We start from the raw sequence: 18,878 nt of genomic DNA, 5'->3' as shown, positions 1-18,878 counted from the left end.
ATCCCGTAGCCGAAGCCGTCCAGCGCGATCGCGCCATCGCGCACCTCGGCGCCCGAGCCCCAAACGAACTGCGCGGCCTGCGCCTCCGGAGCCGACAGCAGCGCCGGCTCCCGGCGCGGATTGACGACGACGAGATGGGTCTCGCCGCGGGCATACGCCAAGGGGTAGCCGGGGTGCACGACTCGCGTGGGTGCGTGGCCCTGGAGCGCGGGGGTGGCCCGCCGCAACGCGAGCAGCGAGCGCACGAGGCTCAGCGTCGACCCGGCAACGCCATCCTGCGCGGCGACGGTGGGCCGGTCAGTGGCCGGGTCGACGGGCAGATAGAGCGCATCGGCCGGGGCGCTCGAGAACCCCGCGTTGGGGCCGTCGTCCCATTGCATCGGGGTGCGACACCCGGCCCGGTTATAGCCCGGATTGCACACGGCCCCTTCGACATTCGGCATTCCGGGCAGGTAGCGCATGCCGATCTCGTCGCCGTAATAGAGGCTCGGGATCGTCCCCCACGTGAAGAGGAAGGTGAACGCGGCGCCGAGTTGCTCGGGTGTGCGGTCGCCGCAGCGCAACCGGCTGAAGTCGTGGTCGGCGCTTGCGAGCACGACGCGCCGCGCGGGATCGTCGGTATGCCAGCGTGCCCACGCCTGAAGGAAAGTCGCCGTCGAGCCCGCCCCGGCTGCGCCGAAGAAGGGCTCGCCGGGCGTCTGCCAAGGCAGCGTCCCGGCGCCCTGGTTGTCGAACAGACTCGCATGGGCGCCGAAAATCACCAGCGCGAAGTCGGCCGAGAAGGCGAAGGGCGCGCCGGTCCGGGGCTCGTCGCCCTCGGGAAGCAGCACGGCCTCCGGGTAGGCGACATCGAGCCATTCGCGGATCTCCCGCCAGATCTCGACGGAGGCGCGCTGGCCGTCGACCAGGCCTTCGTCCTTGATCAGCGAGAAAGCCATATCGACCCGGAAGCCCGCCACCCCGCGACTGAGCCAGAAATCGATGATTTCCCGCAGTGCCGCGCGATTGCGTTGCGGCCCAAGGGAATCCACGCCATCACGCCAGGGCTGCTCAGGGTCGGTCCGCACCCAGCCGAAGTTCAGCGCCGGCTGCGAGTCGTAGAAGTTCTTCAGATACCACCCCGGGCGCGGGCCGGGCGAAGGCACCCAGGCCGGGATGCCCGGCAGGTCGATTCCCCAGCCCACGCTCGGCTCGTCGGTCCGCCAGATGTAGCGATCGCCCAGCGGGTTGGGGCCGGCCGCTGCGCGTTCCTCCTGGAACCACGCGTGGTCGGTGGACGTATGCCCGACCACCAGGTCGAGGATGACCCGGATCCCCCGCTCGCGCGCGTTGGCGACGAGTTCGACCAGGTCGGCATTGCTGCCATACCGCGGCGCGATGCTCACGTAGTCCGCGACGTCGTAGCCGGCATCGCGAAAGGGCGAGGCGAAGCATGGATTGAACCAGATCGCGTCGACCCCGAGCGAGGCGATGTAGTCGAGCCGGTCGATCACGCCGCGCAGGTCGCCGATCCCGTCGCCATTGCTGTCCGCGAAGGACTGGGGATAGATCTCGTAGATGACCGCGTCGGTCAGCCAGTCGGTGCCCATCGTCCCACCCTGCCACCTTTCGAGGCAGTTGGGGAATGCCGCAGCTTCTTCGGTTTGAACGCTCAATGCAATGACATTGTTCGGGCATCCTTGATGCGGCGCGCTCCCAGCCACCAATTCTTCATTCTTGGCTTTGGCTGTCAGGCCGGATAGAGCGTCACGGCCGTGGCCTTGACGCTCAGGTGCACGACCTTGCCCGGATGCAGGTCGAGGTCGCTGACGGCGGCCGCCGTGACATCGGCAAGCAGCGTCGCCCCGTGATCGTCGTATGCCCGCACGCGCACCTGGGCATCGCGCGGCTCGAGTTCCGCGATGGTCGCCGCGACGATATTGCGCGGGCTCCCGCCCGGAGGTGCGGCATGGACGGCCACCGCGCTCGGGCTGAAGACGGCAACGACGAGATCCCCTTGGGACAGTGGCGAATTCGGGATGCCCTCGATCTCACGGCCGCGGTCATTGCGCAGGTGCGTGGCCGAGGTGGCCCGGCCCTCGACCAGGTTCAGCCCCGCCAGGTGCGCCGTGAACGCCGTCCGGGGCCGAGCGACGACCTCGGCCGTCGGCCCCGATTCGACGATGCGTCCGTGCTCCATGACGACGATCCGGGAGGCCAGGAGAACCGCGTCGAGCAGGTCGTGGGTGACGATCAGTGCGGTGCGTCCGCGCAGCACTGATCGAAGCACCCGCCGAAGCATCGGGGCCGCCCCCACGTCGAGGGCGGCCATCGGTTCGTCGAGGAGGAGGAGTTGCGGCTCGGCTGCGAGCGCCCGGGCGATGGCGACGCGTTGCGCCTGACCGCCGGAGAGGTGCGCCGGTCGCCGCTCGGCGAGCTCCCCAGCGTCCACTTCGGCCAGCCACTCCCGCGCCCTGGCACGCGCCGCACTCGCCCGCTCGCCGGCCGCCCGGCGCCCGAAGGCGACATTGTCGAGCACGCTCAGGTGCGGGAAGAGCAGCGCGTCCTGTGCGAGGAGCGCGACGCCCCGCGCGTGGGGCGGAAGCCAACGGCGTTGGGGTGCATCGGCATACAGGGTCCGTTCGCCGAGGTCGGCGCGACCACCGTCGGTATGCACGGTGCCGGCGAGCGCCCCGAGAAGAGTGGACTTGCCGGCGCCATTTGGGCCGAGGATCGCGACGCATTCCCCTGCCGCGACAGCCAGTTCGACGTCGAGACCCCGGCCATCGACCCGCGCGCTCATGGTCAGCGCGCTCATTCCGCCCGCCGCCCCTGGGCCAGGCCAACCACGAGCACGGCGATAACCACGAGGACCAGCGACAGGGCCACGGCGGCATCCGGGTCGGACTCACGCTGGAGATAGATCTCCAGGGGTAGGGTCCGCGTCACGCCTTGCAGGCTGCCGGCGAAGGTCAGTGTCGCCCCGAACTCGCCCAGTGCCCGCGCGAAGGACAAGACCGCGCCGGAGAGCAGCCCCGGCAGCACCAGCGGCAGCGTGACCTTGCGAAAGACGAAGGTCGGATGACCGCCGAGCGTCGCCGCGACCACCTCGTACCGCTGTCCGACCGTGCGCAACGTGCCCTCGAGCGAGACGACGAGGAAGGGCAGGGCGACGAAGGCCTGCGCGAGCACCACGGCGGTGGTCGTGAACGCGACGTGGATGCCCAGCACCTGAAAGGTGTGCCCGAGCAGCCCCCGCCGCCCGAAGGTGTAGAGGAGCGCGATCCCGCCGACAACCGGGGGCAGCACGAGCGGCAGCAACAACAACGAGCGCAGCACGCGCTGCCCGGGGAAGGTGGTGCGCGCGAGGACGAGCGCCATCGGGACGCCGAGGAGCAGGCATACGGCGGTGGCAGCAGTTGAGGTTTTGAGGCTGAGCGCGAGCGCGGCCAGCGACGACTCCGAGGTGATCAGCGACCATAAGCTGCCCCAGCGCACTGTGGCGCCGATCGCCACGAGCGGGAGCAGCACGAAGGCCGCTCCCACCGCCGCCGGCAACAACAGCCACCGCGGCAGCGAGCCGTATGCCAGCGGGCGTCGCATCGGTCGGTCCGTCACGGTCGGAGCCTAGGCGGCCGGCGTCAGGGCTTGGCGAAGCCCGCGTCCGCGAGCACCTTCTGACCGTCGGCGCCCGTGACCAGGGCGATGAAATCCGTTGCGAGAGTGCCATTCTTGGCGGCTGCAAGCGCGCCGATGGGGTATTTGTTGACCGCTACGGACGACTCGGGGAAGGTCACACCCTCGACCTTGCCGGCCGCGCCCTGGACGTCGGTGACATAGACCAGGCCGGCGTCGGCCTGGCCCGTGGTGACCTTGCCGAGCACGTCGGTGACGGACTGCTCTTCGCTGACCGGCGTGAAGGTCAGCCCGGCCGCGGCTTCGACCTTGTCTGCGGCCGATCCGCACGGGACTGCCGGGGCGCACACGACCAGCTTGACCGCGGGATTGGTCAGGTCTTTCAGGCCGGTGATCTTGGCCGGGTTGCCCGGTGGCACGGCGATCTCCAAGGTGTTGGAGGCGAAGAGCACCGGCGTCCCGGCGATGAGCTTCTCAGCGGTGACCTTGTCCATATTCTTGGTGTCGGCCGAGGCGAAGACGTCCGCGGGTGCACCCTGCTGGATCTGGGTGGCCAGATCCGAGGAGCCGGCGAAGTTGAAGGTGACCTTCACCCCCGGGTGGGCCGCCTCGAACTGTGTCCCGAGCGCGGTGAAGGTGTTCTTCAGCGAGGCGGCGGCGAAAACGGTCAGGGTGCCCCCGCCAGACGCCGAGGGCGTTGCGCTCGTGGGGGTGCTGTCGGACGACGACGAGCAGGCGGTCGCGGCGAGCAGGGTCAGGGCAGCACAGACGACGAGGCGGCGGTTCACGAGGCTCCTTGAGGCGTTTCGATGATGACGGTGGTGGACTTCACGACGGCGACGGCGACGACCCCGGGTTCGAGCTTGAGCTCCCGGGCGGCCTCGCTGGACATCAGCGAGACGACGCGGAAGGGGCCGCACTGCAGCTCCACCTGGGCCATGACGGTGTCCATGACGACCTTGGTCACCAAGCCGACGAAGCGGTTGCGGGCCGATCGCTCCACGGGCGAGGGATCGGCCATCGACGGCGCCGCGTGCGCCTGGGCAAAGGCAGCCAGCGCCGCGCCGTCGACGACCAGCCGGTTGCTGGCATCGGTCTCGGCACTGAGCTGACCGCCCTCGATCCATCGGCGCACGGTGTCGTCGCTCACCCCGAGGAAAGCGGCGGCATCACGAATCCGGATCTGCGGCATGACAGAGATAATAGCTCCGCATCTGCGCCTTCTCCGGAGCGGGTTGGTCGCTGAACGCGTCCCATCTAGGCTCGTCCGGACTCGTTCACCAGATCATCGATCGGAGTTGGTCATGAGCCCCGAGTCCCTCGATGACGTCCGCGCCCACGCCCACGTCGAGAAGGCCGTCTTCGCGTTGCGGCCGGACTATCGCGCCTTGGTGATCGCGGTAGCCGGCCTGATCCCCGGACCCGGCGACGCCGCGAGCGAGGCGGCGCTGCGCGCGGCGGAGGGCACGGCATACGGGCTGGTGGCGGGGACGCCGGTCGAGGAGGTGCCGCAGGTCGCGTCCTGGCGGGAGGCCTACCGGGCGTTCGGCGCGAAGCCGCAGCGCACCCGCAACAGCCTCGAGGCGCTGCTGCGGCGAGCGGCGGACGGATTGCCGCGCGTCAACCGCCTCACCGACTGCTACAACGCGGTGTCCGTCAAGCATCGGATCCCGATCGGTGGCGAGGATCTGAGCCGGTATGTCGGCGCGCCCCGCCTCATCCGCGCCACCGGCGAGGAGTCCTTCGACACGGTCGCGCAGGGCGCGACCACCGTCGAGCACCCCGAGCCGGGTGAGGTCGTCTGGGCCGACGACGCGGGCGTGACCTGCCGACGCTGGAACTGGCGCCAGGCCCGGCGCACCGCGCTGACTGAGGAAACCACCGAAGCGCTGTTCATCCTCGACGCGCTCGACCCGGTCACCGATGATGACCTACACGCGGCCGGCGAGGAGTTGCTGGTCCTGCTGCGCGGCCGTGGGCCGCAGTTGGCCGTCGCCCGGCGACTGCTCCGCGCGGCCGACGAACCTGAGGCAGCATTGCCCGTATGACTGCGCCCACCCCCCTTACCGGCACCTCCACCTTCCGGCTGATGCCGACCGACGACTTCGCGTCCGGCCCGTCGAGCGCGACGATCAGCGGCGTAGGCGGGGCGCTCGTGCTCGCCTACACCTGGGTGCACCCGGCCGACGGGGACCAGCACGGTCACTTGCTGGTGGGCGCGCCCAGCACCGACTCGGACGCCGTCACCGCGGCGTGGTCCGACAGCTGGCACCAGCAGCCGGACCTGCTGATCCTGACCGGCACCCGCGCCGCCGACAGCGCACAACTGGCGGCGACCTATATGGGCGACTGGGGCTGGCAGATCGACCTCGACGACCTGACGGGCGAGGCACCGACGATGACGATGCGCAATGTCATCCCGGAGTCCGCCCTTGCCGACGCCCCGGCGGACATGCCCAAACAAGCCGGCCCGTATACCGTGATGGTCGCCCACTGGGCCCCGGCGCCCGCCTGACAGCGCGTTCCTGGAGCGGTTTGGCCACGGTGTTCGTGGGAGCCGAGGGCAGTTGGAGCCGCTTGGGGACTGCTGCACGGATAGGTGACGCAGTCCCCTTCTCGCCTCGCGGCCGTGTGTGTGGCTGCTCAATAGGGCGAGGAGATGACGCTGGGTGGCTTTCAAGGTTTCCGGATGTACACCACCGAGGAGCACCACCCGGCCGCAGAGCCGCCGGGGATGATCCAGCGCCGGCAAGCTCGCGGTCCTTCCGCGCGCTCTTGCTCAACACCCTTCTCGCCAATGTGACCACCAGCTATCTGTGGTTCGCGCTGACATTCTGGGCCCTATCAGGATCCTGCAGCGGGTCGTGCCCTTTCGACTGCAGGGCCGGGTCTTCGGCTTCGCCCAGAGCGTCGAAGTGGCCGCGAGTCCGATTTCGGCCTCCCGCAGGAGGCTCCAGTGCTGCACGATGTGGCCATGGCCGTTGCCGACTGGTTCCTGACCCTTCAAGAGCGCGAGAATCCCCACTCCCGATTGGCCGCGCCGAGCGCCGCTCCGGGCTGGACAACCGGCAATCACGTGCAGGCGCTGGTTCACGGCCGGCCGTACTTCGAGGACCTGCACCAGCGGATCGCGCAGATGGACGCCGGCGACCGGATCTACTTCACCGACTGGCGAGGCGACCCCGACGAGCAACTGACCGATGACGGCCAGACCCTGTCGGCAAGCCTGGTCGCGGCCGCCGAGCGGGGCGTGGACGTCCGCGGACTGTTGTGGCGCTCGCACTGGCGCTACCTGGGCTTCCACGCCGAGAAGCACCGCCAGTTGGGCGAGGACATCGACCAGGCCGGTGGCCAGTGCCTTCGGGACATGCGCGTGCGCACCCTCGGGGCCCACCATCAGAAGTTCGTCATCCTGCGACACCGGGATGACTCCACCCGCGATGTCGCCTATGTCGGAGGCATCGACATCTGCCACTCACGACGCGATGACGCGCGGCATACCGGCGACCCGCAGGCCCTCCAGATCGCAGCCGCCTTCGGCCCCACCCCCGCCTGGCACGATGTGCAGGCCGCCCTGCGCGGCCCCGTCGTCCACGACGTGGAGACGACCTTCCGGGAGCGCTGGGAGGACTCCACCCCGCTGACGCTCAACCCGGGTCGCACTCTCAGTTCCTTCCTCCAAGGGGAGGACCAAGAGCCACGTCCGTTGGGCGAGCAGTGGCCGCCTCCCGGGCCGGTCTCCGGCGGCACGGCCGCCGTGCAGGTGGTGCGCACCTATCCTGCGATCCTGCCCAAGGGTTATGACTTCGCCCCCGACGGTGAACGCTCGATCGCGTTAGCCAACAGCAAGGCCGTCGCCCGAGCCCGCCGGCTGATCTATGTCGAGGATCAATACCTGTGGTCGACCGAAGTCGGCAAGCACTTTGCCGATGCGCTGACTGCCAATCCCGATCTGCGGATGCTCATCGTCTTGCCCATGATCCCCGATGTCGATGCACCGGTCGCTAAGACCACGCAGTTCTATGGCCGGCGGCTGGCCATGGAGCAGATCCTCGCGACCGGCGGCGACCGGGTCGCGGTCTTCGGCCTGTGCAATGCCGCCGGCCTGCCCATTTACGTGCACTCGAAGTTGTGCGTGATCGACGATCAGTGGGCCTCGGTGGGTTCGGACAACCTCAATCGCCGCTCGTGGACGAGCGACTCCGAGATCGCCTGCTTGGTCGTCGACGAGCGCGATTCCGACAGCGCCGCACCGGACGACTCCTTCCCGGTTCTGCTGCTGCGCGAACTGGCCGCCGAGCACCTCGGCTGCATCCCCGAGGAGATCCCTACCGATCTGCACGACCTCTTCGACGCCTTCGTCGCCTCCGCCGACGCGCTCGACAGCTGGTATGCCGCAGCGACCGACCCCACGGCCTCCGCCCGACGCGACCCCCGGCACCTCGCCCGACATTTGGCCCGCCCTCGCCGCAAGCATGGTCACCGCATGGACCATGCGCGTAACACAGCTGCGCAGACCGCCAAGGCAGCGGTCGCCAGCAGCGTCGATCGTGGCCCACGCCCACCCGGCCAGTTGCGCCGTTTCGATCTGCCGCACCTGTCGCAATGGCAAATGCGTTGGGCCCCAAAGGTGTATTCCGTCTTCGACCCCGACGGCACGGTGCTGCGCGACGAAAGCCTGCGCGAACTGAGTCGGCCTGGCGTCGGTGCCCAAGAGTGACGGCCCGTGCCATTGCTGAACCGGCCCCTCGACGGGGCTGAACCGGCCTTTCGACGAATTTTCCGTCAGGTCAGGGGTGGTGAATCGGGGGCTTCGGGAGTTTGCGGAGCCGGCGGGCCCGGTCACGGCGGGCCGGGATCATGCTGCGCATGTCCTCCAACTTGCCGAAACACAACAGCCGGTCCCCCTCCTCCAGCACCCGGCGCCCGTCCGGCCGCGGGATGACCGCCGTGCCCCGGTGGAGGGTGAGGACGGTCAAGTCCTTGTCGAGGATCCCCGAGTCGGCCAGCGACTGACCGACCAGATCGCCGCCGCGCACCACGATCTCGGCGACGCCATAACCCGTCGAGACCGTCAGCCGCTGCCGGACGTCGATCTCGGGGAAGGCGACCTGGTTGTCGATGAAGTCGATGATCGCGCCGGCGACATCGAGCTTCGTCGCCGACTCGATGCCCTCCAGCCCCGGTGAGGAGTTGACCTCCATCACGAGAGGCCCGTCCGCACCTTCGAGCATGTCGACGCCCGCCACGCGCAGGCCCATGATCTGCGCCGACCGCACCGCCGCGGACTCGAACTCCGGATCCAGATCTACCGCTTCGACCCGCCCACCGCGGTGAACATTCGAGCGGAACTCGTCCCCGACCGCCACCCGCCGCATCGCCGCGACCACCCGGTCCCCCACGACGAGGGCCCGGATGTCACGCCCGCGGCTCTCGGCGACAAACTTCTGGATCAGGACGTTCTGCCGGGTGCTGTGCAGCGTCTCGATGATCGCCTCGGCGACCTTGATCTCGGGTGCGAGGATGACGCCGATCCCCTGGGTGCCCTCAAGCAGCTTGATGACCACCGGCGCCCCGCCCACCCGCTCGATCGCGGCGCTGACATCGGCGCGGTCGCGCGCGAAGGTCGTCGGCGGGATGCCGATGTTGTGGCGCGAGAGGATCTGCGTGGCCCGCAGCTTGTCGCGCGAGTTGGCGATCCCGTTCGCGGTATTGGGCGTGTAGACATCCATTTGTTCGAATTGCCGTACCACCGCCGTCCCGAAGTAGGTCACCGAGTTGCCGATGCGCGGCAGAACGGCGTCGTAGTGCGAGAGCGGGCGGCCACGGAAGAGCAGGTCAGGAGCCTCCTGGGAGAGGTCGATCCCGAACCGCAGGGTGTTGAGGACCTTAACCGTATGCCCGCGCGCGGCCGCGGCGGTCCGCAACCGCGAGGTGGTGTAGCTGCGCGGCGCGCGGGAGAGGATCGCAAGCTTCACAAGGGCTGCCTGACAGGATGACGGGGTGAGCGGACCGGGCAATTCAAGCACCGTCCTCGGGTGGCGCGAATGGGTCGCCATGCCCGAGCTCGACGTGCCGTGGATCAAGGCCAAGGTCGACACCGGGGCGCGCTCGTGCGCCATTCATGCGTTCGACATCGAGGAGCTCCAGGGCGGCCTGATTCCGTTGGTGCGCTTCACCATTCACCCCTGGCAACGGGCCACCGACGACGCGGTCACAGTCATCCGGCCGATCCTCGAGCGGCGGACCGTACGCAGTTCGTCCGGGCATACCGAGGAACGGATCACCGTCGAGACCGACGTGCGGATCCTCGGCCGGACGATCCCGGTCGCCTTGACCCTGGCCGCGCGCGACCAGATGGGCTTCCGGCTGCTGATCGGCCGCGAAGCTCTCGGGCAGGGCTTCCTCGTCGATCCGTCCCACTCCTACCTCGGCGGGCGCCCCCGCCGCGCTGTGCGACGCAAGAACTGGGGCCACGATGCCACGCGCGCGTGACTCTTTTAGCCTCGGCCACGTCAAGGTCCGCCCCGGCGCGCAGCGCGATGTCCTGCTGCCCATCACCCGCCTGGTCACCGGCGGCGATGTCTCGCTCCCGGTCCGGGTCGTCCACGGCAAGGAGCCCGGGCCGGTCGTCTGGGTCAACGGCGCCGTCCATGGCGACGAGGTCGTCGGCGTCGAGATCATCCGCCAGGTCCTCGGCAGCCTTTCACCCATGACGATGCGTGGCACCTTGCTCGCCGTGCCCGTCGTCAATGTGCTCGGCTTCATGGCCGGCGATCGTTATCTGCCCGACCGCCGCGACCTCAACCGCTCCTTCCCGGGATCGACCCGCGGCTCCCTCGCCAGCCGCCTCGCGCACCTGTTCATGACGCAGGTGGTCTCGAAGAGCGAGGTGGGGATCGACCTGCATACGGGCGCGGACCGGCGGGCCAACCACCCGCAGATCCGCGGCGACCTCGACGATCCCCGCACCCTGCACCTGGCGCGCGCCTTCGGCGCTCCAGTGATCCTGCACGCCCGGCTGCGCGACGGCTCGCTGCGCCAGGCGGCGCGCGAGCGCGGCGCGTGCGTGCTCCTTTACGAGGGCGGGGAGAACCTCCGGCTCGACCCGTATGCCGTGGACGCCGGAGTCGCCGGTGTCCGCAATGTCCTTGCGGCACTGGGAATGATCGACTCCCCCGAGCGCACCGAGACCGAGCCGACGACGCGCGAATGCCGATCCAGCGAATGGGTGCGCGCCCGGCGCTCCGGCATGCTGCGTCTGGACGTGGCCCTCGGCGCGGAGGTGACCGATGGCGAACGACTCGGCACCTTGTATGACGCCTTCGGCCGCACCTTGCGCGCCGTCTATGCCTCCCGCAGCGGCGTGGTCATCGGCCGGACCGAAGCACCCGTCGTCCACCGCGGCGACGCCGTGGTCCATATCGCCAGCTGAACGTCGCACTTCGCGCGGACCGCTGTGCGTCAGTGGTTTCGTAACACAGGCGCTAATTCATGGAACAGTCGCCGAGCCACGCCACGGTGCGGCTGTGGTGCTCATGTTCGGCGACGGCGAGCGCGATCACGACGTGGGCATCGAGGAGATCAGTCATTCCTCATCCATGAGATCGGCGACCTCGCATGACGCGATCCGACGACCGAGCGCCAGCACGGGCAACCCCGTCCGCTCATCTCACTCGCGCTGGGCCGAAATGAGGCCAGCGGCAGGCGGCTCAGCTCGTCGGTCGCGGCGCCGTCGCCGCCCAGCCCGTCACGGCGACGATCTCGAGGACGAGCACGCCGGTGAACGGCCGGTCTGCATACTGCGGATACTTCGTGGCCAGCCCCTCCGTCAGCGAGTCGCGGAGGGTTTCGGGAACCTCTGGCGCCCAACGTAATTCGGCACGCACCCACCACAAACGCGACCAGTCCTCGGCATCCCACTGCTCGACCAGCAATGTTGCCCGGGGGTCGGTCGCGAGATTGCGTTCCCGCTGCAGACGCACAGTGCTCTTCGGCTTCACCCGATCGATCGGCACGGCCAGGTGATCGCCGATCACCGCGAACACCACCGGCACCGCGTCGGCCCCGCGCTCATGGTGCACCGTGCACAGCACGCCGTGGTCGGCCGCGGCGAGCCGCTGTCGGGCCTGCGGGCTCGCGAGCCTCACGCCTCTACCCCCTATGCCGTATGCCGCTCCACCCCCTCATCTTGCCCCTTCCGGCGGCCCGGTGAGAGCCCTACCATGACGCCGTGATGAGCAGAAGTCGGTGGCCACGTCGATGAACCTCGCGACGTGGGTCCAACGCAATGGGCGCCTGCGACCGGACAGCCCGGCCCTTGCCGTCGGCGCTACGGTCTTTGCGACGTGGGCGCAGTGGGCCGCGACGACCCGGGCCATCGCCGGTGGCCTTGCTGTGGAATACGCTCTCGGACAAGGCGATCGGGTGGCCATTGTCATGCGTAACCGCCCCGAATACCTCGAAGCCCTGTTCGGCATCTGGCACGCCGGTCTCGTCGCAGTGCCGGTCAACGCCCGCCTGCATCCTGACGAGATCGCCTACATCCTCAGGCACAGCGGGTCGCGCCTGGTCCTGACCGACCCCGAGCACGCCGACGATGTCGCCCCGCTCGTCACCACGGTCGATGACGTCCAGGCGGCGATCGTCGCCCCGGGGGCGGACTGGGCACGACTGTGCGAGTCTGCTGAACGGGCGCTGGTCGATCGGTGCTCGGATGAGCCGGCGTGGCTCTTCTACACCAGCGGGACCACCGGCCGCCCCAAGGGCGCCACGCTCACCCACGGCAATCTGCTGATGTCTTCGCTCAGTTACTTCGCCGACATCGATGTAATCGGGCCGGACGACAGCATCCTGCACGCCGCACCGCTCTCTCATGGCTCCGGTCTCTACGGATTGCCCCATATTGCCAAGGGCGCGGTCAGCGTGATCCCGACATCCGGGGGAGTCGACGGCGCCGAGATCGCCGCGCTCATCGAGCGCTGGCCGGGCTTGTCCTTCTTTGCTGCACCGACGATGGTCAAGCGGCTGGCCAGCGACCCGGCGCTCCGCTCCGCCGATCTCGGCAACCTCAAGACGATCATCTACGGCGGGGCGCCGATGTATCTCGCGGACCTAGAGATGGCGTTGGTGACCTTTGGTCCCAAGCTCGCCCAGATCTATGGCCAGGGCGAGTCGCCGATGACGATCACCGCATTGCCCCGGGCTGCCCACGCGGACCGCGAGCATGCCCGTTGGGCCGCGCACATGGGCAGTGTCGGCACCACACGCACGGATGTCGAGGTGCGCATCGTCGACGAGCAGGGCGCGGAGGTCGCGACCGGGGAACCGGGCGAGATCGTCGTCCGGGGCGAGGTCGTCATGAGCGGCTACTGGCATGAGCCCGCGGCGACGGCCGAGACCATCCGCGACGGATGGCTGCATACCGGCGATATCGGAAGCTTCGACAGCGAGGGTTACCTCACTCTCCACGACCGGTCCAAGGACCTGATCATCACCGGTGGGATGAACGTCTATCCGCGCGAAGTGGAGGAAACTCTATTGCGGCACAACGGCATACGGGATGTGGCCGTGGTCGGCAAGCCGGATTCCGAGTGGGGTGAGGCGATCGTCGCCTTCGTCGTGCCGAGCGACCCCGCCGCGCCTCCGGAAACCGCCGACCTCGACGCGTCCTGTCTGGCCGCGTTGGCGCGTTACAAGCGGCCGAAGGAGTACCGCTTCGTCGACGCGCTGCCGACCAACAACTACGGCAAGGTCGTCAAGCGAGAACTGCGTGAGCGGCTGCGCGCGGAACCATTGCCTGGACATTAGTCAAGGGTCTTGTGCCGACCTCGGTGTTGTGCCACCGTGACCTGACGTACCGACGATGCTGCGATCGAAATGGAGCCTGCATGAAGCTCGCCCTGTACCTGCCGAACTTCCGCGACAAGGTCTCCGTCAAGGAGCTTGAAGATCTCACCGCCCTCGCGGAGGAGCTCGACTTTGATTCCGTATGGACGCTCGACCGGATCGTTGTTCCCGAGGCCTCCGATCGCGGCGAGTTGCAGTATGCCTTCGGCATGATCCCGGGCTTCCCCAAGCAACTCCCGGTCACCTCCCACGGCGAGTTTCTCCAGGGCTGGCCGCTGATCCCCTGGCTGGCCGCCAAGACCGCCAAGCTGCGGATCGGGATGAGCATCACGGACACGCCCTACCGCGCGCCCGCGGTCCTGGCCACCGAGCTTGCGACCGTCGACCATCTCAGCAACGGCCGGCTCAATGTGGGCGTCGGTGCCGGCTGGATGCCCGAGGAATTCGCTGCGGCGAGCGCATCGCACATCTTCCCGCGACGGCATACGCACGTGCGGGAAACCCTGGAGATCATGCAGGGGATCTGGACCAACGACATCTTCGAATACCACGGCGAGTTCGCGGACTTCGACCGCTGCGGCTTCGGCGCGAAGCCGGTGCAAAAGCCGCATCCCCCGATCTTCTTCAGCGGCCTCAAGGACCCCAAGCGGTCGGCGAACCGCATCGCCAAGTACAACCTCTCGGGGTGGATCGGCATCCAGGACTCGCCCGAGGAGTTGCAGATGTGGCGCGGCGCCATCCAGGCCGAGCTCGACAAGCTGGACACGGACCACTCGATGGACGACCTGGAGATCAGCTCGATGATCTGGTTCGTCATCACCGACACCGAGACCGACCAGAGCAATATGGGCAAGGGCAGCAACCTGCTCGCCGGCACCGCAGGACAGATCACCGACATGCTCAAGCGCTATCGCGACGCCGGCCTGACCATGCCTATGCTCTGGCCGCCCTTCGCCGACGTCCCGGTGTCGAAGACGATGGACGACATGAAGCAGTTGGTCGAGGAGATCATGCCGAAGGTCAACGAGGGCTAACGCCCGGGCCGGTCAGGAGTAGACAGGCCGTTCCGGGTCGGCCGGGTCCTCGGTGCCCCGCACGCTCGGCACCGCCTCGGTGGGCCCGGCATCCGGATCCCCGAGCAGGACTCTCCCCTCATTGGTGACCACCGAGAGCACGCCCTCGTTGTCGTGGAGCATGCCGGCGAGCACCTCATAGGTCGTCTTCGCACGCTCGAGGATCGTGCCGTCCAGGTGGTCGCGCAGGAAGGCGATGACCTCGTCCTCGCTGTGATCAGCGGCGTGTCTATCGGCCGCGGCGAGCACCTCGACATAACGGGCCACGCCTGCCTCGCCTACCTGCTCGATGAAGGCGTCGTTGAGCACGATGGTCTGGCCTCGCGGCGCCCCTGCGTGGCCTCGCTGGATGGCTTCCATACTTTTAACCGTAGCCGTAAAAAGCCATCCGGAACGTGGCACGGACCGGACAAAGCGACGCGCACCCGATGGCCGCATGGCCGCGGCCCGGCTGCGGATGGGCAGCCGGACCGCGTTGTGGGTCCGCGTCGGGCCGGTCAGTTGGGCCGGCAGCTCGCCTCTTTGGTGATCGAGACGCGCGTGCGCTCGAGCACGACGCCATCCCGGATGACGACCGCCGTCGCGTTCTTCCACGTGGGCTTGGTCCCGGAGGTCCACCCGGCTGCGGTGATCGCGACGGTCAGGCTCTGCGGCCGGTTGACCCAGGTGCCCTCGATGCGCAGCTGGTCACCGGGCTCATAGTCGGCGACCGTGAAGCCGAAGCGCTTGCAGTCCTGGGTGCTGGTGATGACTGGCAGCTTCGGCGCGATGACACCGACGAGCACCGGGTCGTGATCGCTCGCGGCATACATCGTCGGCTTGTAGAAGTCGACGATGTTGTAGTTGCGGCGTGAGTACTGCATCGCGACCGACTCATCGGCGCTGATGTTGACGTCATCGGCGCCGCTGACCATGGCGAGGGCCTTGGCGTTGGCGAAGGCATGGTCGAGCGAGCCGAGGCGGCCACCGAACTGGTAGGACGTCGACTCGGGGTTGAACGTGCGCACCAGGTCGGTGTAGCCGGCGGCCTCGATGATCTGGACCGGCGTCTCCTTGGAGTAGGCGTTGAAGTCGCCGATCTGGAAGATCGCCTCGCCCGGCCAGATCTGGTCGGCCCACGCGGTGACATCGCGGGCCTGCGCCTCACGCGAGGGGTTGGACAGACCCTGGCCGGTGCCGTCGTCCGCGCCGGAGCCCTTGGACTTGAAGTGGTTGGCGATGACGACGAATTGCTTGCCGGAGGCGTTGCCCTCGAACTTCTGCCCGATCGGCTGGCGGGCATTGGCGAAGGCCGGGCTATCGAGCAGCACCGTGGTGTTGATCGGCGTCACCGTCGCCGCCTTGTAGATGAAGGCCGGCCGGATGACGTCCTCACTGACCGGGGTGATCGGCGGGCTCGCGACATAGGCGTATGTCCCGGCACCGACCTTGGCGTTGAGCGCCTCGGTGAGCGTGCGCAAGGCGGCATCACGATCATGACCGAAGCGGGCGGAGTTCTCGACCTCCTGCAATCCGACGACATCGGCGTCGAGCGCGGCCAGTGCGGCGACGATCTTGTCCTGCTGATCCTGCAGGGCCGCCGGTGTGTAGGCGCCGCGGACCAGGCAGCCGTTGCTGGCGACCGGCGTGCCGTAGATGTCGAGATAGGGCTGGCAGCCGGGCTCGTCCTGACCGAGATCGGTGAAGTAGTTCAGGACATTCATCCCGCCGATCTTCAGGTCACCGCCGACCGCCGGGGCAGCCGTCGGCCGGTCGTTCTCGGAGGTGACGAAGCCAGCATCGGCACCGACGACCTGGCCGGTTGGCTGGTAGTTCCACTGGAAGCGGTAGTCAAGGATGACCGGCGCCGTGAAGCTGAGGTGCGATCCGGTGCGCCGCGGCGTGGCCTGGCTGAGGTAGGGCAGCGGCGAGCGCTTGGCGGTCGCATTGGTCAGGTAGTTCCAGGACGATCCGTCGTCGAGGGTGATGTAGCGCTTGGCCTGCTCGGCCTCGAAGGCTGCGGCCTCGGACGGGACGACGCGATCGGTCGCGGTCCACAACGGCTCGGTGCCGGAGGCGAGGCCAAGCTGACCAAAGCTGTTGAGGTCGAAATTGTTGGTGATCGTGTAGGTCCCGGCGGGCTCGACGAGCATGCCCTCATAGGCCTCCTTGCCGGCGTCCGTCACCGGTGGCGCGTCGAGAGCGGTTGCCTTGACGGGCGCGCAGTCGGCGGCGGAGGTCAGCACCGGCTTGGTCAACTGGGTCAGCCCGTTGAACTCCGCCGGTATGCCGGTGATGGTGTAGCAGTCTCCGATCGTCGCCGTCGGCGCGGCGACGGTATAAACGAAGATCCCGTCGGACGCCTCGCCGGCGGCCTTCGCGGTGCCGCCGCTGCCGGCAGTCTGGACGTAGAAGCCGTTGAACCCCCCGGTCGGGTAGGACGCGGTGACGACGCCGGTCGTGGTGACCCGCTGCCCGCCGAGCGGAGTCGCCGCCCCGGTGCCCTGGATCTCGGCGATGGTCGCGACGACTGGATCGGGGTCGGGCGGGGTGACGGAGCCGGCATTCCGCGGCGTCGGCGCACCGACGGTGAAGTCGACGGAGTTGTTGTCGGTGTCCTTGCCATCTGTGCGGCTGACCGAGGTCGCATTCCCGGTCCCGGGTGCGGGCATGGTCTCGAATTTGCTTGCGGTGGAACCGTATCCGACGGTGTCGACCGTCGACCCGTCGCTCGCCAGCAGGACCACCGAGCCGACCGTCCCGCTGAGGTTGGGCGCCGTGCAGCTTGCGTCGGGCGTCGGCAGGGCGTCCGTGCCGCCCGTGCCCTTGGCCAGCTGGACGAGGAAGTAGCCACCCGCGGCGATCGACCCGCTCGCGATGGCACACGTGCCGCCGAGATTGCCGCTCGCGGAGTAGTAGGTGATCTTGTAGCCGGTCAGGTCGAGCGCGCTGGCGCCGGTGTTGACGAGTTCGACGAAGTCGTTGGTGAGGGTGGCACCGGAGTTGCCACCGCCGCCATACGCCTCATTGATCACGATCTTCGGCGACGCGGCCTGCGCGGGTAGGGCGGTCGCACACGCGGCCACGAGACTCGCGCCGGCAGCGAAGGCGAAGCGGCTGGATGAGGGTCGACGCATGGATGGGCGTTGGGTCGGCAACGATGACTCCTGGGCGGTGGCGGTGAGGACCGGGATGTCCGGCGTCCGAATCTGGACTGCTCAGGAGGCTAACCGGGGATCGGCCGCCATGCGACCGGAAGCCTTGGGGTGAATTCCCCGGGGCTTGGACGTGTTGCGAACGTCTACAGGATGGGTCCCTCAAGCTCCTGACGACGGGTGAGGAAATCGATGGTGGCGGTCATGACAGGGGTCCGGGAGGTTGCTCGGCCACCAGAGGGGCATCCACGGTGAGCGGCCCCAGCCGTGCGGCGCCACCGGGCGAGCCGAGCGGTTCGTCCTGACCGGGGAGGGTTGCTTCGAAGAAGGCGGCGTTGTCGAGGATGTATCCGCTCCATTGCGCGGGCACGTCATCCTCGTAGTAGATCGCCTCCACCGGGCAGACCGGCTCGCAGGCGCCGCAGTCGTCCGGGTGGATGTAGAGCGACCGGCCGCCCTCGTAGATGCAATCGACCGGGCACTCCTCGACGCATGCTCGGTCATTGACGTCGACGCACGGCTGGCAATGACATAGGTCACCAGGTTCCTCCCATCACTCATTGCATTAGCAGTGAAAGCACTTTCGTTAAATGCTCGTGCACTTGTAAATGCTCTTTACCCCAAGGAGTTGCCATGAGAACGCCCCGGCCTGCGTCCGGCATTCTGGGACGCCTGGCACCTGGCAGTCCCAAAGGATGCTGGTCGTCCTCCACGAACGAGCCGACGCCGCCGGCAGGGCGGGCATACCGCCTGCCATGCTGACCCGGTGAATGTCGACCAGCCACTGCATGTCGACGAGCGGCGCGGCCGCGGTGACCTATCGCGCCTTCCTCCCCCTCCGATCGCCATGAGGCCGGGCTCCTCGTCGCTGCCAGCCGGCATCGAGACGCAGACGGCCGCGGTCGCCGCGTTCCTGGAACGTCACGGCCTTCCCGGACTCGTGGACATCCACACGCATTTCATGCCGGACCAGGTGCTCGCCAAGGTGTGGCACTTCTTCGAGTCGCTGGGGTCAGCCGAGCACCCGAGCGACCTGCGCTGGCCGATCACCTACAAACTCGACGAGGCCGATCGGCTCGCCGTTTTGCGCGCGTTCGGTGTGCGGCGGTTCACGGCCATGCTCTATCCCCACAAGCCGGACATGGCGCCCTGGCTTAACTCCTGGTCATCCGAGTTCGCTTCTCGCACACCGGATTGCGCGCACACG

17 protein-coding genes and 1 pseudogene are annotated in these 18,878 nt (G+C 68.3%); 8 read left to right on the top strand and 10 right to left on the bottom strand.

Annotation, left to right across the window (positions count from 1 at the left end; genetic code table 11):
* From PKH97_RS00415 to PKH97_RS00395, 5 genes are all read right to left on the bottom strand, one after another.
* A partial coding sequence (locus tag PKH97_RS00415) for an alpha-amylase family glycosyl hydrolase (protein ID WP_324385416.1) occupies positions 1-1,589 on the bottom strand: 1,589 nt, incomplete at its 3' end.
* Between the two features lie 140 nt (positions 1,590-1,729).
* The gene (locus tag PKH97_RS00410) at positions 1,730-2,797 is read right to left on the bottom strand and encodes an ATP-binding cassette domain-containing protein (protein WP_324385415.1); all 1,068 of its coding nucleotides are present in this window, start codon (positions 2,795-2,797) and stop codon (positions 1,730-1,732) included.
* The gene (locus PKH97_RS00405; RefSeq protein WP_324385435.1) at positions 2,794-3,582 is read right to left on the bottom strand and encodes an ABC transporter permease; all 789 of its coding nucleotides are present in this window, start codon (positions 3,580-3,582) and stop codon (positions 2,794-2,796) included. Before PKH97_RS00405 ends, PKH97_RS00410 begins: the two co-directional genes overlap by 4 nt.
* A gap of 38 nt (positions 3,583-3,620) precedes the next feature.
* On the bottom strand, positions 3,621-4,403 hold the full coding sequence (gene modA, locus PKH97_RS00400) for a molybdate ABC transporter substrate-binding protein (protein ID WP_324385414.1): 783 nt from the start codon (positions 4,401-4,403) through the stop codon (positions 3,621-3,623).
* Positions 4,400-4,807: a TOBE domain-containing protein gene (locus PKH97_RS00395; protein ID WP_324385413.1), complete on the bottom strand. Its 408-nt coding sequence runs from the start codon at positions 4,805-4,807 to the stop codon at positions 4,400-4,402. Before PKH97_RS00395 ends, modA begins: the two co-directional genes overlap by 4 nt.
* 112 nt (positions 4,808-4,919) lie before the next feature.
* Here PKH97_RS00395 and PKH97_RS00390 point away from each other — a divergent pair, with 112 nt between their 5' ends.
* The 3 genes from PKH97_RS00390 to PKH97_RS00380 all read left to right on the top strand — a co-directional run bounded on the left by PKH97_RS00390 (position 4,920) and on the right by PKH97_RS00380 (position 8,335).
* Positions 4,920-5,663, top strand: a complete 744-nt coding sequence (locus PKH97_RS00390; RefSeq protein ID WP_324385412.1) for a phenylalanine--tRNA ligase beta subunit-related protein — start codon at positions 4,920-4,922, stop codon at positions 5,661-5,663.
* The gene (locus PKH97_RS00385) at positions 5,660-6,130 is read left to right on the top strand and encodes a hypothetical protein (protein ID WP_324385411.1); all 471 of its coding nucleotides are present in this window, start codon (positions 5,660-5,662) and stop codon (positions 6,128-6,130) included. Before PKH97_RS00390 ends, PKH97_RS00385 begins: the two co-directional genes overlap by 4 nt.
* 441 nt (positions 6,131-6,571) lie before the next feature.
* Positions 6,572-8,335, top strand: a complete 1,764-nt coding sequence (locus PKH97_RS00380; protein WP_324385410.1) for a phospholipase D family protein — start codon at positions 6,572-6,574, stop codon at positions 8,333-8,335.
* Positions 8,336-8,405: 70 nt separating this feature from the next.
* Here PKH97_RS00380 and PKH97_RS00375 read toward each other — a convergent pair whose 3' ends face one another.
* Positions 8,406-9,593 carry a RimK family alpha-L-glutamate ligase gene (locus PKH97_RS00375; RefSeq protein WP_324385409.1) on the bottom strand — a complete coding sequence of 396 codons (1,188 nt, stop codon included), beginning with the start codon at positions 9,591-9,593 and terminating at the stop codon, positions 8,406-8,408.
* A 25-nt stretch (positions 9,594-9,618) separates the two neighbouring features.
* Between PKH97_RS00375 and PKH97_RS00370 the strand changes: the two genes are divergently transcribed.
* Positions 9,619-10,110: a RimK/LysX family protein gene (locus tag PKH97_RS00370; RefSeq protein WP_324385408.1), complete on the top strand. Its 492-nt coding sequence runs from the start codon at positions 9,619-9,621 to the stop codon at positions 10,108-10,110.
* Positions 10,094-11,050 carry a succinylglutamate desuccinylase/aspartoacylase family protein gene (locus tag PKH97_RS00365; RefSeq protein ID WP_324385407.1) on the top strand — a complete coding sequence of 319 codons (957 nt, stop codon included), beginning with the start codon at positions 10,094-10,096 and terminating at the stop codon, positions 11,048-11,050. Before PKH97_RS00370 ends, PKH97_RS00365 begins: the two co-directional genes overlap by 17 nt.
* Positions 11,051-11,327: 277 nt before the next feature.
* Here PKH97_RS00365 and PKH97_RS00360 read toward each other — a convergent pair whose 3' ends face one another.
* A complete protein-coding gene (locus tag PKH97_RS00360; protein WP_324385406.1) occupies positions 11,328-11,765 on the bottom strand; it encodes a pyridoxamine 5'-phosphate oxidase family protein in 438 nt (145 codons plus the stop codon).
* Positions 11,766-11,865: 100 nt separating this feature from the next.
* Between PKH97_RS00360 and PKH97_RS00355 the strand changes: the two genes are divergently transcribed.
* Positions 11,866-13,425 carry an AMP-binding protein gene (locus PKH97_RS00355; protein WP_324385405.1) on the top strand — a complete coding sequence of 520 codons (1,560 nt, stop codon included), beginning with the start codon at positions 11,866-11,868 and terminating at the stop codon, positions 13,423-13,425.
* A gap of 80 nt (positions 13,426-13,505) precedes the next feature.
* Entirely contained in the window at positions 13,506-14,498 is a 993-nt protein-coding gene (locus tag PKH97_RS00350; RefSeq protein ID WP_324385404.1) for an LLM class flavin-dependent oxidoreductase, read from the top strand.
* Positions 14,499-14,510: 12 nt separating this feature from the next.
* On the opposite strand, the gene PKH97_RS00345 is transcribed toward PKH97_RS00350, so the two are convergent.
* The 3 genes from PKH97_RS00345 to PKH97_RS00335 all read right to left on the bottom strand — a co-directional run bounded on the left by PKH97_RS00345 (position 14,511) and on the right by PKH97_RS00335 (position 18,137).
* Positions 14,511-14,897, bottom strand: coding sequence for a hypothetical protein (locus PKH97_RS00345; RefSeq protein ID WP_324385403.1), 387 nt, complete (start codon positions 14,895-14,897; stop codon positions 14,511-14,513).
* Between the two features lie 137 nt (positions 14,898-15,034).
* Positions 15,035-17,653: an ExeM/NucH family extracellular endonuclease gene (locus PKH97_RS00340; protein ID WP_324385402.1), complete on the bottom strand. Its 2,619-nt coding sequence runs from the start codon at positions 17,651-17,653 to the stop codon at positions 15,035-15,037.
* A 220-nt stretch (positions 17,654-17,873) separates the two neighbouring features.
* Entirely contained in the window at positions 17,874-18,137 is a 264-nt protein-coding gene (locus PKH97_RS00335; RefSeq protein WP_324385434.1) for a ferredoxin family protein, read from the bottom strand.
* A 381-nt stretch (positions 18,138-18,518) separates the two neighbouring features.
* Here PKH97_RS00335 and PKH97_RS00330 point away from each other — a divergent pair.
* Positions 18,519-18,878 (top strand): annotated as a pseudogene (locus PKH97_RS00330) (amidohydrolase); the annotation flags it as partial.

The sequence above is a fragment of the Nostocoides sp. genome (genome assembly GCF_035343835.1).
Lineage (GTDB): Bacteria > Actinomycetota > Actinomycetes > Actinomycetales > Dermatophilaceae > Nostocoides_A > Nostocoides_A vanveenii.
This window is presented reverse-complemented; position numbering and strand designations above follow the sequence as displayed.

What these genes read in the sequence shown, in the direction of transcription:
- PKH97_RS00405 (WP_324385435.1), bottom strand. Translation starts at nt 3,582, where the DNA reads ATGCGACGCCCGCTGGCATACGGCTCGCTGCCGCGGTGGCTGTTGTTG.
- PKH97_RS00390 (WP_324385412.1), top strand. Translation starts at nt 4,920, where the DNA reads ATGAGCCCCGAGTCCCTCGATGACGTCCGCGCCCACGCCCACGTCGAG.
- PKH97_RS00385 (WP_324385411.1), top strand. Translation starts at nt 5,660, where the DNA reads ATGACTGCGCCCACCCCCCTTACCGGCACCTCCACCTTCCGGCTGATG.
- PKH97_RS00350 (WP_324385404.1), top strand. Translation starts at nt 13,506, where the DNA reads ATGAAGCTCGCCCTGTACCTGCCGAACTTCCGCGACAAGGTCTCCGTC.
- PKH97_RS00410 (WP_324385415.1), bottom strand. Translation starts at nt 2,797, where the DNA reads ATGAGCGCGCTGACCATGAGCGCGCGGGTCGATGGCCGGGGTCTCGAC.
- PKH97_RS00340 (WP_324385402.1), bottom strand. Translation starts at nt 17,653, where the DNA reads ATGCGTCGACCCTCATCCAGCCGCTTCGCCTTCGCTGCCGGCGCGAGT.
- PKH97_RS00395 (WP_324385413.1), bottom strand. Translation starts at nt 4,807, where the DNA reads ATGCCGCAGATCCGGATTCGTGATGCCGCCGCTTTCCTCGGGGTGAGC.
- PKH97_RS00345 (WP_324385403.1), bottom strand. Translation starts at nt 14,897, where the DNA reads ATGGAAGCCATCCAGCGAGGCCACGCAGGGGCGCCGCGAGGCCAGACC.
- PKH97_RS00365 (WP_324385407.1), top strand. Translation starts at nt 10,094, where the DNA reads ATGCCACGCGCGCGTGACTCTTTTAGCCTCGGCCACGTCAAGGTCCGC.